Consider the following 14,192-nt stretch of genomic DNA (forward strand, 5'->3'; position numbering starts at 1 on the left):
ACGCCTGGAGGAGGAGAGCCCGGTGTCCCGTCCCGCGCCCCTGGCCGGGGTCAGCACCGCGTCCAGCGACGACGTCGCCGGACGGGTCCTGCCGGTGAACCCGCACCTGCGAGAAGTGCTGCCGTGGCCGGGATTGCGGCGCGGCACCACCATCGCGGTCGGCTCGATGTCGTTGCTGTTCGCACTCCTCGCACCGGTCACCGCCGCCGGTGGTTGGGCGGCGGTGGTCGGCGTCCCGGAGCTGAGCGTGCTCGCCGCGGCAGAGGCCGGGGTCGCGGTGGAACGGATGCCCCTGGTACCGCGCCCCGGAATCGAGTTGGCGACGGTGGTGGCCGCGCTCGTGGACGGCGTGGACCTGGTCGCCTTCACCGCTCCCCGCTCCCTGAGCAGAGCCGAGCAGCGGACACTGACCGCGCGGGCGCGACAGCGCGGCGCCGTGCTGCTCCCGCTGGGGCCATGGCCATCCGCTGACGTGGCGCTGCGCTGTACCAGCGGACGATGGCTCGGCCTGGACGCCGGACACGGCCACCTGGTGGAGCGCGAGGTCGAGATCCACGCCTCCGGCCGCGGCGCGGCGGCACGGCCACGCTCGACCCGGGTCCGCCTGCCGGGACCAGGCGGCCCACTCGCGCCCGTGACGGGCGCGGAAGGGGCGCGGCGGCTGGGTGTGGTGCGCAACGGATGCGCCTGATCGTGTTGTGGTGCCCCGACTTCCCCGCGGCCGCCGCCACCACAGCGGCGGGCCTCGCACCGACGGCACCGGTCGCCGTGGTCGAGGACAACCGGGTTGCGGTGTGCTCAGCCACCGCCCGCGCCGACGGTGTCCGCCGCGGCCACCGAACCCGGCAGGCGCAGAACCTCTGCCCCGAACTCGTGGTCATCGAGGCGGATCCGGACCGCGACGCCGCCGCGTTCGAACCCGTCGCGGCCGCCGTGGAGGACCTGGTCCCGGGAATCGAGATCCTGCGCCCCGGGCTGCTGGCCATGGGTGCGCGCGGTCCCGCGCGCTACTTCGGCGGGGAGGAGGTCGTCGCCGAGCGCCTGGTCGACGCCGTCGAGGCCCAGGCCGGGATCGAATGCCAGGTCGGTGCCGCCGACACCGTCTACGCCGCGACGCTGGCCGCGCATCGCGGAGTCCTGGTCCCGCCCGGACAGACCGCGCAGTTCCTGGCCCCGCTGGACATCCGGGAACTCGACCAACCCGCCGAGCCCCGCGCCGGGTGGGCGGAGTTCGTGGACCTGTTGCGGCGTCTGGGGATCCACCGTCTCGGCGACCTCGCCGCACTCCCGGCCACGGACGTCACCACCCGGTTCGGTCCCCGGGGAGTCTTGGCGCACCGGCGCGCCAGTGGCATCGACGAGCACGCCCCCGACCGGCGCCAGCCGCCCGCGGATCTCGCTGTGGCCCAGGAGTTCGACCCGCCACTGGAACGGGTCGACGTCGCCGCGTTCGCCGCGAAAACCCTCGGCGAAACCCTCTACAACGGACTCGCCGCGCGGGGGTTGGCGTGCACCCGGCTGGCGATCACCGCCACTACGGAGAAAGGCCGGGCACGAGAGCGGATCTGGCGGTGCGCCGAGCCGCTCACCGTGGCGGGCACGGTGGATCGGGTGCGATGGCAGCTGGACGGATGGCTGCGCGCCACCGGCCCCGCCGCCCTGGGCAGCGGCATCACCACCCTGCGCCTGGAACCGGTCGAAGTCCTCGCCGGAGAAGCGCTCCAGCTGGATCTGCTCACCAACGCCGCCGAGACCTCGCTGGCGGAGCGCGCGGGACGGGCGATGGTCCGCGTCCAAGGCGTCCTCGGCCCCGACGGGATCCTGCTCCCCCACCTCTCCGGCGGACGCACCCCCAACGACCAGGTACGGCTGACCCCATGGGGCGAGGCCACCGACACCGACGCCACGGTGGACCACCCGTGGCCCGGCAGGCTCCTGCCACCCACACCCACCACCACACCACCGGACAAACCCGCCGCCGGAGTGTTCGACGCCACCGGGGAGCCGGTCCGGGTCGTGCGCAGCGTGCTGTCCGCTCCCCCGCACACCGTCCAGCTCGCCGGGTTCCCGCGACGGGCGGTGGCGTCATGGGGCCCGCCCTGGCCGTTGTTCGAGCGCTGGTGGACCACCACCAACGCACACCGCACGGTGCGCCTGCAGGTCGTCCTCACCGCCCTCGACGACACCGGGGAACTGGCGCTACTGCTGGGCGGGGACGGCCACCGGTGGTGGGTCGAGGGGACCCACGACTAATGGCCTGGCACAACCCACCCGTGTCCTGGGCGGAGTTCGAAGCTGCCCTCTCCGGAAAACCCCTGCCACACAACGAGAAACCGCGACCATCGCGCGAGCGCCCACCACCCCCATCGGCACCCGGCGGGGCTCCAGTCCCTTACGCCGAACTGCATTGCCATTCGAACTTCAGCTTCCTGGACGGCGCGTCAGCCCCCGAGGACCTGGTCGATGAGGCCGTGCGGCTCGGCCTGACCGGACTCGCGATCACCGACCACGACGGCCTGTACGCCGCCCCCTACCTCGCCGCCGCGGCGCGGGACCGTGGTCTGGCAACGGTGTTCGGGGCGGAGCTGTCCCTCGGCTTGGACGCACCCCAAGGCGGTGTGCCGGATCCGGGCGGGCAGCACCTGCTCGTGCTCGCCCGCAACCCCGACGGCTACCGGTCGCTGGCCGCCGCCATCACGGCAGGCCAGTTGAGCGGGTTCCGCGAGCCGGACGACATCGCCGAGGCCGACGCCCCCGGCGCGGAGCGGGCGGTGAAAGGCCGGCCGGTCTACGACCTGGACGAGATCGCGCGCCGCGCGGGCGGTGACTGGCTGGTGCTCACCGGCTGCCGCAAAGGCTCCGTCCGGGCCGCACTCGCACGCGACGGACACGACGCCGCGGCGGCCGAGCTCGATCGGCTGGTCGCGTTGTTCGGACGGGACAACGTCGTGGTGGAGTTGACCGATCACAACCTCCCCGGCGACACGACCCGCAATGACAGCCTGGCCGCACTCGCCGCCCGCGCCGGACTGGCGACGGTGGCGACCAACGCTGTCCACTACGCGACACCGGACCGGTTTCGGTTGGCCTCCGTGGTGGCGGCGATCCGAGCCCGGAGGTCCCTGGACGACCTCGACGGGTGGCTGCCACCCGCCCCAGCGGCCTACCTGCGGTCGGGTGCGGAGATGGCACAGCGGTTCGCCCGCTACCCCGGCGCCGTCCAGCGCGCGGCCGAGTACGCCGCGGCGTGCGCCTTCGACTTGACCATCCTCGCCCCGCCCCTGCCCCGGTTCCCGGTCCCGGACGGGGACACCGAGGACACCCACCTCCGGGACCTCGCCTACGCCGGGGCGGCCCGTCGTTACGGCCCCCGCGCGGACCATCCGGCGGCGTACGCGCAGATCGACCACGAACTCGCCGTCATCGCGGAGCTGGGGTTCGCGGGGTATTTCCTGGTGGTGCACCGGATCGTGGCCTTCTGCCGCGAGGCGGACATCCTCTGCCAGGGTCGCGGCTCGGCGGCGAACTCGACCGTCTGCTACGCCCTGGGCGTCACCAACGCCGACCCCATCGCCGCCGGCCTGCTCTTCGAACGGTTCCTCTCCGCCGCGCGCGACGGCCCACCGGACATCGACATCGACATCGAGTCCGACCGCCGCGAAGAGGTCATCCAGTTCGTCTACCGCGCCTACGGCCGCTCCCACGTCGCGCAGGTCGCCAACATCATCACCTACCGCGCCCGCTCCGCGATCCGCGACGTCGCCAAGGCCCTGGGCTACGCCCCCGGTCAACAGGACGCGTGGGCCAAGCAGCTGGACCACCACCGCACCGTCCCCACCGAACAGTCCACACAGGACAGTGGACACGGCGAGGAGGCGGGGATTCCCCCGCTCGTGCTGGAACTCGCCGCCCAGCTCGAAGGCGCGCCACGGCATCTCGGTATCCACTCCGGCGGGATGGTCATCACCGGCACCCCCATCGGCGAGATCTGCCCGGTGGAGAACGCGACCATGCCCGGCCGCACCGTCCTGCAATGGGACAAAGAAGGCTGTGCCTGGGCCGACCTCGTCAAGTTCGACCTTCTCGGGTTGGGGATGCTCTCCGCGGTGCACTACACCGTCGACCTCATCGCCGACCGCCACGGCACCCACGTCGACCTCGCGCGCCTGGACCTCACCGACCCCGCCGTCTACGCCGCAGCACAACGCGCGGACACCATCGGGGTGTTCCAGATCGAGTCCCGCGCGCAGATGTCCACACTGCCCCGGTTGAAGCCGGAGAACTTCTACGACCTGGTCGTGGAAGTCGCGTTGATCCGGCCCGGCCCCATCCAGGGCGGCTCGGTCCACCCCTACCTGCGGCGGCGCTCCGGGCAGGAACCCGTCACCTACGCCCACCCCTCACTGGAACCCGCGTTGGCGAAAACCCTTGGCATCCCGCTGTTCCAGGAACAGCTCATGCAGATCGCCATCGACACCGGGGGCTTCTCCCCCGCCGAAGCCGATCTCCTGCGCGGCGCGATCGGCGCGAAACGCTCCCACACCAGAGTCGAAGCGCTGCGGCAGCGCTTCCGTGACGGCGCCGCGCGCCTGCACGACATCGACGTCGAGCTCGCTGACCAGATCTTCGACAAGCTCGCCGCGTTCGCCTCCTATGGTTTCCCGGAGTCGCACGCGATCTCGTTCGCCCACATCGTTTTCGCGAGCTTGTGGCTCAAATGTCATTACCCCGCGGCGTTTCTCGCCGGGTTGCTGCGTGCGCAGCCGATGGGGTTCTACTCACCCCAGTCCCTGGTCGCTGACGCCCGCCACCACGGCGTCACCGTCCGCCGAGCCGAGATCAACATCAGCGACGTCCACCCGACGCTCGAACCCTTGTCCCCCACGGACTCCACACCGCTCGTGCGGCTCGGGCTCGCCGCCATCCGCGGCATCGGCACCGACCTCGCCGAACGCATCGTCACCGAACGCACCACCAACGGCCCCTACACCGACATGTCCGACCTCACCGAACGCGCCCGCCTCACCGCACCCCACGTCGAAGCACTCGCCACCGCAGGGGCGTTCACCGGGTTCGACCTCACCCGCCGCGCCGCACTCTGGGCGGCCGGACCGGCCGCCGCACGCCGACCAGATCACTTGCCCGGCACCACCGTCGGCGACCAGGCACCGCTGACCCTGCCCGGCATGACCGACCTGGAAATCGTCGTCGCCGACGTCTGGGCCACCGGCATCTCCCCCGACACCCACCCCGTCGCGCTCGTCCGTGCCCAGCTCAACCGCCTCGGCGCACTACCAGCCACGGCACTCGGCACCGTCACCGACGGAACACGGATCCTCGTCGCCGGGCTCGTCACCCACCGGCAACGCCCGCCCACCGCGAACGGGATGACCTTCTACAGCGTGGAAGACGAAACCGGCGTGGTGAACGTCGCCGCTCCCGCCGGAGTCACCGCCCGTTACCGCCATGCCGCCCGCACCAGCTCGGCGTTGATCGTCCGAGGCATCCTCCACCGCGCCGGAGGCGCCGTCACCATCACAGCGGACCGGTTGCAGCACCTCGCGGTCCGCGCGGCCGGGGAGTCCCGCAGCTACCGGTAGCGGCGGGGCAGCCGTTCCCCTTTGCAGGGTCTCACTTTCCGTGACCACATCTCAATGATCTTGGCCATCGGTCGGCAGATATGCCATCCGGTTGAGATTGATCATCGCTCGCGCGCGACTGCGAGACCCCGCCCCAGCGCTCCAGGGCGATGATCCCCTGGGCTGTGACCACCGTGATGAGCCGCATCCTGACCGGCGAATCCGCCCTGCTACAAGAAACGCCCCGAACGACAGATCCTCTTAGCTTTCCGACGCGAGCCAGTTCCACAGGCGCTGAGCGAACCAGTCTGGTCGTTGCAATGGAATGCCGTGCCCACAACCACCGACGATCTCCAGTTCGCTCCCAGGAAGAGATTCGTTGAGCAAACGCGCTGACTTCTTCATAAAACCGCGCTCTCCTTCTCCGGCGAGGATGAGCGCCGAGCCGGGAAAACTCGCCCATGCCGGCGGTTCGGTGAACCGGATGTTCTCGCCGACGGTCGTGACGAGCGTCTCCCTGGAGATACGAGCAGAGGTGCGGAGGTAGTCGTCCATCAGCGGCGCCGGTATGAACAGCGCCTTCGCCTGCAGTTTCGCGAACCACTGGAGCTTCGCGAGCGGTGCCGTGGCGCCGAGAAGGCCGAGAGTCAACCCTGGCGCCTTTGTCGGTGTGGCTTGTGCGCTGACAACCGCGACTCGATCCACGAGGTCGGGTCGATTCGCAGCAAGGAGAACCGCGAGCTGAGCGCCGAGGGAGAACCCGACGACGGCCACGGGCCGCTCAGCTTCCCTCTCGATAACGGCTGCCAGCTCGGTCGCCACGTGGTCGTGCGACACGTACCTTTCCTCGGAGCTTCGGTCATGTCCGGGAAGGTCGGGGACGATCAACCGGAGCCCAGCGGGCAGATGCTCTGTCGTTGGCTCCCACATCCAGCCGGCCACGCCGCCGCCGTGCAGGAGCAGAACGGGGCGTTCACCTCTTTCGCCCGACGATCTCACGTACATGCTCTTGCCTCTGCTTCTTGTCGATCCGGTTCTGGCGCTACTGTTCGGAGTCCGAGGCCGTGCGGTTCGGGACGGGCTGATCCACCCGGCTTGAGCTTTGACCTTCGAGCGGTGTCCGCCCGCACCTGTTGATCATGGGCGCGGCCCTTGAGCGATCATTCCTCTTGCGACAGAAGGTAGATCAACACAAGGGCTGCGGCAATGAGTGTGCACCACGCCGGGGATGCCGGTGTGCCCGGGGAGCCGTCGGCGTTTCGGCAGGAGTTCTATCGATGCGCCCCCGGCGGCTCGATCCTGAAAGGCTCACGACAGGCCTCGAAGGTCTCCTGACAGCCAACCCGCCACGTCGTCATCCTCGTCACCCACGCTCCAGCAGAGGAAACCACACTGTCCACAGTGGATCGAGACGACGAGCATCGGTGAAGCACTACCCAAGAGCAACGCATCGTGCCGCTTCGGGGCACGATGCGTTGAGCGACACGCGAAAGCCAGAGCGCGTCTATCGGGGTCCAAGATCGCGTCATGCCGAGCCAGGGCCAAACCCGGTCCGCGTGAACACCACCGTGTTCACCTTCGCCGTCACAGAAGTGTCGAACATCCGATCCTCAGCGGTGCTGCGGTCACGGGTGCGCCGGCCCGTCCGCGACGACCACGACTGTCCTTTGAGGACACTCGCTGAGCAAGCCGAGGTCTTGACCGCCGCTCACCGCGTGCCGCCAGCTCGCGGCCCGACAGGGACGGTCTCCGTACGAGCCCGCCGCTGGCCCTCGAGCTGGATGACGCCCTCGGCGTCGCTCCCGACGGGCTTGGCCGCGCCTTCGAGCACTTCGCCCACGGCGCGCACCGCTCGGGGCAGCGCGGTGGTGGTCAACACCTTGAACACCGGCACCGCGGCGATGAACAACGCCAGCGGTGGGTCGATCAGCCCGATCCCCCAAGCGACCGCGATACCGCCGAAGTACCCCACCGACCTCGGCACGTCCACCAGCACCGTGCCCACCTTGAGCTCCAGGACGTTGTCCGGGGCACCGATCCGAACCTCCACCACACTGTCGGAAACCATCACGCCCTCCTGTGCTGTCCACGATCTGGTGTACCCGTGGAGCCCACGTCCACCCCGCGTGCCCGTGCGCGGTCGGCCGCAGGCTCGTCGCCGCCCGCACCCGCCAACCGGGCCAACAGATAGGTGCCGAGTGCGACGACCGCCCAGGCGGTCGTCGCCGCGACGAACGTCAGCCACAACGGCCAGAGACCGGCCGTGACAACGAGAACGAGCGCGAACACGATCAGCCCGAGGGTGCCGTAGGTGGCACCCCGGGCATCGTTGCGGGCCTGCCGGATCCCGGCCTCCTTCGCCACCAGGGTGAGCGAGGCCAGCAGGATCGCCGGGAACGCGAGGAAGACGCCACCCAGCCGCGGGCCCCAGAGGGCGGTCACCACCCCGGCGAGCACCGATACTCCCGCTCCGAAGCCGAACCGGATCACCCAGTCCCGAGGCCGGGTCTCGCACAGAGCTTTCGGCCGGAACCGTATCCGGTCGTCACCGGCGGGGCGGGCGGCGTGGCGACCAGTCATGACGCCCTCCCTCTTGCGGTGGGTGGGGTCAGCCGCTCGTAGGGGCGGTCTGCCCGGGTCAGCGCCACCACCGCGGCCGGCGACGGATCCGCGCCAACGTCTTGTGGGGACTCCTGCCCGACGGACACCGCTACCAGCCCGCGCCACGGGCCACCGCCGCCGCTCGGCAACAACATCAGGAAGCCACCAGGTAGCCGAGTGTCGCCGCGGCCAGCCAGGCGACCACCGCGACGCCGGACCCGCGCAGCGCACCCCACCGTTTGACCAGCGGCACGGCCACGAGGCAGTACACGGTGAACGCGGCCGCACCGACCACCATGCCGTGCGCGGCGGCCGTGACGTCCGCGGGCCCGTCGAACACCGTTGTGACCACGAGGCTGGCCAGCGCCACGGACGGGGCCGCGGAGAACACCCCGGCCAACCGCTTCGGGGTGAGGACCTCGGCGACCGCGGTGAACGCGAGCACGAGGAACCCGCCCGCCAGGGCCTTGATGAGCACCTTGATGACCGTGTCGGTCATGTCCGTCCTCCTCCCGCCCCGTCCCGCCGCATGCCGGTGACTACCCTGGGCTGAACTGCGTAAACCGGTCCGCGACCCGCGAACGAGGCGGTCCAGGAGCCGAGCCGGGAGGACCGCTCGCCGTTCCTGGGCGATGCCGCTTGGACATCACGGCGTCACCTCACGGCCACCGGACGGTTTCGTACCGGTGGCACCCTCTGCGAAGGGCCTCAGGTCCCAGCCAACCGCTCCCCGCTACCCGAGGTGGTCCGGATGACCGAGTTCTTCGCGACCGTGGTGGCCACAGTCGCCGTCCTGCTCATCGAGAAGCTCATCGAGAGAACCGCCCGCGCGTTGTTCGCGCCCGCCAGGTGACCCGCCCCGGTCGCACGCCGGAACCGAGGTCAGCGCAGGGCATCGACGGCCGGCCGTAGCCGGGCCGCCGCGGCGCCCACGAGCCCTTCGGCACGGGGCAGGAGCCAGGGGCCGAGCACGGCCACCCCGACAGCGGCCCCCACACCCGCCCAGGCCACCGGGCCCAGTGGGGTGCAGCCGAAGAACTGGCTGAGCACCGGGGTCTGGATGATGGCCGCGAGCACAGCGGCCGACCCCAGGGTGGTGGCGAGCACGAGCGGGCTGCGATGCCGGCCGATGAGGGTTTGCGTGAGCTGCGCACCGACGACCCCGCACAGCGCCATGGTGCTCGTGCGCCGCGCGCTGCCAGGGGTGAGCTTGCCGATCGTCCACGCGGTGCTGGCACCGATTCCGGTGATGATGCCGCGCCGCTGGATCTGCCGGTCGAGGGACTCGCCGAGCACGGCGGCGCCCACGGGTGCCCCGAGGGCCGCCGCATGATCCGCTGCCGGTTCGCCCCCGCTCGGCGTCACGGCCACCGCCATGGCGGGGAACATGTCCGTCAGCAGGTTGACCAGCAACACCTGGCGGGGTGACAGCGGTGCCGTCCCTCCAACCAGCGTGCCCAGTATGGAGAAGCCGACCTCGCCCGCGTTGCCGCCGATCAGGATGCTGACGGCGTCGGCGACGCTGCGCCACAGTGCGCGGCCCTCGGCAACGGCATCGACGAGCACAGTCAGGTCGCCGGTGGTGAGCACGAGATCGGCCGCGCCGCGCGCCGCGGCCGAGCCGCGTGTGGCGAGGCCGACACCGACGTCGGCCGCCCGGATGGCCGCCGCGTCGTTCGCGCCGTCGCCGACCATCGCGACCACCCGCCCCGAGTCCCGCAGCGCCTCGACCACTTGGACCTTCTGCTCGGGCGCGACGCGGGCGATCACCCCGACGTCCCGCACGGCCCGCGCGCGTCCTGCGCGGTCCAGCGTGGCGAGCTGGTCACCGGTGATCACCACCGTGTCCGTGGGCCAGCCGAGGTCGACAGCGATCGCGTGCGCGGTCAGCGGGTGGTCGCCGGTGAGCATCACCGGGCTCACCCCGGCCGCGCGCAGCCTGGTGACCAAAGCTTCGGAGCGGGTCCGTGGCACGTCGGCGAGTGCGAGAAAGCCGAGGAACTCCAAGTCCATCAGGGGTGCGTCGACGACGTCGGCGGTGTCGACCTCGCGCTGGGCGATGGCGAGTACCCGCAGCCCCTCACCGGCGAGGGCGTCCGCGGTGGCGGCGTCCTGTTCGCCTGTGTTGCGGCACGACGCCAGCACGACCTCGGGTGCGCCCTTGACCACCAGCAGCCTCGCTCCGGCCCCGTTGGTGCCGACGGCCGCGGCGTAACCACGGCTGGCCTCGAAGGGCTGCCCGGCGACGTGCGACCAGTCCGCGTCCGGCGGGGCTGCGGCGAGCACGGCTTCGTCGGTGGCGTGCGCGTGGTTCGCCGTGTCGTCCCCCTCGTGCGGGCAGGCCCTGGCCGCGGCGCGCAGGACCGCCTCGGCTTCGCCGTCTCCTGGTGTGTGGGAGACACCGTCAGGGGTGGTGAGCCGGACCACGTGCAGTCGGTTCTGCGTCAGCGTCCCGGTCTTGTCGAAGCAGACCGTGTTCGCCCGCCCCAACGCCTCCAGCGCTCGCGGGGTGCGCACCAGGACGCCACGACGGGTCAGCCGTCGTGCGCCTGCCGTCTGCGCCGCCGTGGCCACCAGCGGTAGTCCTTCGGGAACCGCTGCCACCGCGACCGCCACCCCGCCACGAAGGGCCTCGCGCAGCGGGCGACCGCGGAGCAGGGACAGCCCCGCGACAGCGACCCCGCCCACGAGGGTGAGTGGCAGTGCCTTCGCGGTCAGCTCCTTCAGCCGGGCCTGGGCTCCCCCGGCTGCCGGGGTACGCGATGCCAGCGCGCTCGCCCTGCCGGTCTCGGTCTGCTCACCGGTGGCGACCACCACGGCTCTGCCCTGGCCCGCCACCACGGTCGTGCCCTCGAACACCATGCACCGGCGGTTGCTGATGCTCGCGTTCGGTGTCGCGGCCAGCTGCTTGATGACCGGCAGCGACTCCCCGGTCAACGGCGACTCGTCGACCTCAAGGTCGTTGAGGTCCAGTAGTCGTGCGTCGGCGGGCACGACGTCGCCGACCTCCAGCTCGATCACGTCCCCTGGCACCAGCCCAGTGGCGTCAACGATGTCTGTCGCTCCGGTGGCCGGATCGGTGATCAAGCGCGCCTTCTGGTTCTGGCCTGCCGACAGTGCCGTCAAGGCGCGTTCGCCGCGCGCTCTCTGGATCCCGCCGACAGCCGCGTTCATGCCGATGGCACCCGCAACCAGTGCAGCGTCCACAGTGGACCCGAGAATGGCGGAGGCAGCTGCGCCGATGGCGAGGATCGGGGTGAGGGGGTCATTGAGCTCGGCGAGAACCGCGCGGGTGTACTGGACAGTCAGCCGCAGGGGGGCCAAGGCGGGCAGGGTTCTCACGGCCGCGCGGACGGCATGGACGGACCCCACCTGTGCGGTGGGCGCGTGGCGCGCCTGCCGGGACAGCCGGGACAGCGCGTCCTCAGGGCTCAAGGCGTGCCATCGCACGCGGTGGCTGGGGACCGGTGAGGCAGTGGTGGCGACCTCCCAGGCAGCCCGCCACCCCACGAGCAGCGCACCCGCCGTCGCGATGTCGACCGGACTGAGTCGCAGCCGGGTCTCCCACCACCGGGTGCCGCGCCTCGCCGAACCGCGGTCCACCAGCAGCAGGCCCGCCAGGGCCGCGCCCGCCTGGGCCAGGGTCGTGGACCTGCGGGAGACGGCTTGGGCGGCGGGCACTGCGGTGAGCAGCCGCCACACGCCCGCCAGCCCGTGCAGTACGAGCACGTCAGCGCTCCACACCATGGCGCTGCGCCGGTCGGCGACCGCGACGGCCAGGTCGCTGCGGAGCAGTCCGGCCAGGATGTCGCTGTCGTCACCGGCCGCGTCGTCCTCGGCCCGGAGCCGCGCCACGGTGAGTACGACGCGTTCGTCCTTCCGCAGCCGGTGGACGATCCCGCTCAGCGGCTCTTCCCGATCGGCGACTTCGTCGGCCATCGTCGCGAAGTCCCCGAGCGTGGGGTCATCCACCAGGACCACGTGCAGGCCGCCTCGGCGGGCCGCGTCCAGGACGCTCTCGGCCAACGGGTCCAGTTCCCGATCCACGATGACCGTGCCGACGTCGGTGCCCTGATCCGACACGGTCATCAGCCCGGTGTGCTGTGACTGGTGACCGGGCACCGGGCGCAGCTCCACGTGTGCGCGCTCGGCCTTCTCCAACGCTGCTGTGGCGACCTGCCAGAGCCGGTCGTCGTCCCAGCCCGGCGCGCTGGGATGGACCTCGCGCACCACCCGCTCGGTACCCCGCAGAGCACTGGGATGCAGCACCACGGTGTCCACGAGTTCCAGCAGCCGCAACCGTTCCGGGTCACGTGTCAGAACTCCTTCGCGGGCCAAGGCGCTGCCGAGACCCGCTCGGTACGCGGCGGGCCCGTACCTGGCGGGCTTGGGTGTACCAGCCTGCATGACGCTCGCGGTCTCGTCCGCGTTGCGCCTGAGCAGCATGGTCACCGCCGCGCCGAACGCGCTGCCTGTCACCGCCGAGGTGACGTAGCGGTCCGCGGGAGTGACCCGTGCGGGTCGATCAACAGGGCGGTCACCGGCTGGGCTCACCCTGTCCGGTGACCACAGGGCGTCCTGGGCGGAGTCCTCCATCGCCGCGCGTGCCACCGCTTCCACGAGATGACTGGTGCGCAGTGCGGCATCGAGCACGAGGGAGACCGGTGACTGGCCCGCTCCGTGCGCCGCGGCGTGCGCGGCGGCCATCACGAACTCGGTGCCGGTCCGACCCAGCGACCGATGCAGGACACGGTGCGCCCTGGGATCCTCCCGCAGCAGGGAGACCGTCGACGCGACGATCTTGGGCGATCGCTTCAGGCCCAGAGCACGACCGCCGACCGCGACGGCGATGCCGACCGCATCGGCGCCGAGCGCCACCGCAGCGGTGCGCACATCCGCGATCGCGGTCGGTCGGGTGACCTCGTCCACGTCGTCATCGGCAGCGACGAGGCCGTGCTCGGCGGTCAGTGCGCCGACCTTGTCCAGGATCTCGTCGGTGACCGCGTCCTCGGTCATCTGCACCACGAGCCGTGCCAGTCCGCCGTCCCAGTAGGCGAGCAGCACATCGGGGTGTTCCAGCAAGGCGAGGGCCGCTTTCCTTGCGGCGACGGCGATTCGGCTCGCGTCTGTCTCGCGGGGCGTCGGAGTGGCCGACAGGCGCAGGTACAAACGGCTGCCCGCCCGCAGGTGGGGGCTGCCCGCTTTCGCGGCGGCGCGGCTGATGCGCCCCACACGGGCGGCGGCATCCCTCGGGGTCGTGGAACCTGGCGCCGCACGCCGCGCACGTTCGCCGGTCACCTCGCTGACCGCGCGCTCGGCCAGCGAGCCGACTTCGCGGACAACTCGGCTGGGCACAGCCACGGCGAGTCCCAGTGCCATTGCGGGAAGGCGGGTCAACGATCGCAGGACCATGGTCGGCTTCCAAGTCGGAGGCGGGGCGAGACGCGGCTGGGTACCTGCCGCGACCTCGATCGGGACGGACCTGGGTTAGTTGCCCGCGATCCGGCGACGCATGCACACGGCACGCGCGACGCCGGACCGCGCGACGATCGCTCTTATTCGGTGGGATTGGCTTTGGTCGGCCTCACCTTGGCGGTGGACCTGCCCTCTGACGGCTTTGGGGTCGTTGCTGCTTCGGTGACCTTGGCCGTGTCCCTCCGGCGCTGGCCGCCCGTGCGCGTGGCCGACTGCTCGTCCACGGCCGCGGGCTTGTCGGGTCGTGCCTGGGTCAGCCACACGGCAGCGGCGACAGTGGCCGCGACCGGCCACTCGACCACACCGACCGCCCCCAGCAGCGCGGCCCCTGCGTACACCGCCAGCCGTCTCGTTTGCGGTGCGACGACCCCGACCACGCCCAGCACTCCGTCGGTGACCGTCCTGACGACCCCCGCTATCGGCAATGTGGGGATCGTCGTCGACGTGGTGTCGGTGCGATCGGGCTGCTTCGTCGGGGACAACTTGGCATCCTGGCTCACGGCGCCCTCCCGTTGTTCACAGGCTGCGAACTCGTCT

9 protein-coding genes are annotated in these 14,192 nt (G+C 71.2%); 3 read left to right on the top strand and 6 right to left on the bottom strand.

Annotated features, from left to right (window positions below; genetic code table 11):
- The first annotated feature begins 22 nt into the window (after window positions 1-22).
- From imuA' to ACFFQA_RS27920, 3 genes are read left to right on the top strand one after another with little or no spacing between them, the layout of a single operon-like run.
- Window positions 23-691, top strand: coding sequence for a DnaE2-dependent mutagenesis accessory factor ImuA' (imuA', locus tag ACFFQA_RS27910; protein ID WP_377858564.1), 669 nt, complete (start codon window positions 23-25; stop codon window positions 689-691).
- On the top strand, window positions 682-2,253 hold the full coding sequence (locus ACFFQA_RS27915; protein WP_377858567.1) for a DNA polymerase Y family protein: 1,572 nt from the start codon (window positions 682-684) through the stop codon (window positions 2,251-2,253). The genes imuA' and ACFFQA_RS27915 overlap by 10 nt, the downstream gene beginning before the upstream one ends.
- A complete protein-coding gene (locus ACFFQA_RS27920; RefSeq protein ID WP_377858570.1) occupies window positions 2,253-5,600 on the top strand; it encodes an error-prone DNA polymerase in 3,348 nt (1,115 codons plus the stop codon). The genes ACFFQA_RS27915 and ACFFQA_RS27920 overlap by 1 nt, the downstream gene beginning before the upstream one ends.
- 240 nt (window positions 5,601-5,840) lie before the next feature.
- Here ACFFQA_RS27920 and ACFFQA_RS27925 read toward each other — a convergent pair whose 3' ends face one another.
- The 6 genes from ACFFQA_RS27925 to ACFFQA_RS27950 all read right to left on the bottom strand — a co-directional run bounded on the left by ACFFQA_RS27925 (window position 5,841) and on the right by ACFFQA_RS27950 (window position 14,155).
- Window positions 5,841-6,584: an alpha/beta fold hydrolase gene (locus ACFFQA_RS27925; RefSeq protein ID WP_377858573.1), complete on the bottom strand. Its 744-nt coding sequence runs from the start codon at window positions 6,582-6,584 to the stop codon at window positions 5,841-5,843.
- A 703-nt stretch (window positions 6,585-7,287) separates the two neighbouring features.
- Window positions 7,288-7,647 carry a hypothetical protein gene (locus ACFFQA_RS27930; RefSeq protein WP_377858576.1) on the bottom strand — a complete coding sequence of 120 codons (360 nt, stop codon included), beginning with the start codon at window positions 7,645-7,647 and terminating at the stop codon, window positions 7,288-7,290.
- A complete protein-coding gene (locus ACFFQA_RS27935) occupies window positions 7,647-8,159 on the bottom strand; it encodes a DUF3147 family protein (RefSeq protein WP_377858579.1) in 513 nt (170 codons plus the stop codon). The genes ACFFQA_RS27930 and ACFFQA_RS27935 overlap by 1 nt, the downstream gene beginning before the upstream one ends.
- A 175-nt stretch (window positions 8,160-8,334) precedes the next feature.
- The gene (locus tag ACFFQA_RS27940) at window positions 8,335-8,679 is read right to left on the bottom strand and encodes a DUF3147 family protein (protein WP_377858582.1); all 345 of its coding nucleotides are present in this window, start codon (window positions 8,677-8,679) and stop codon (window positions 8,335-8,337) included.
- Between the two features lie 383 nt (window positions 8,680-9,062).
- On the bottom strand, window positions 9,063-13,541 hold the full coding sequence (locus ACFFQA_RS27945) for a cation-translocating P-type ATPase (protein ID WP_377858585.1): 4,479 nt from the start codon (window positions 13,539-13,541) through the stop codon (window positions 9,063-9,065).
- 194 nt (window positions 13,542-13,735) lie between these two features.
- Window positions 13,736-14,155, bottom strand: coding sequence for a hypothetical protein (locus ACFFQA_RS27950; protein ID WP_377858587.1), 420 nt, complete (start codon window positions 14,153-14,155; stop codon window positions 13,736-13,738).
- Between the last annotated feature and the right edge of the window lie 37 nt (window positions 14,156-14,192).

It is taken from the genome of Allokutzneria oryzae (assembly GCF_042429765.1).
GTDB lineage: Bacteria > Actinomycetota > Actinomycetes > Mycobacteriales > Pseudonocardiaceae > Allokutzneria > Allokutzneria oryzae.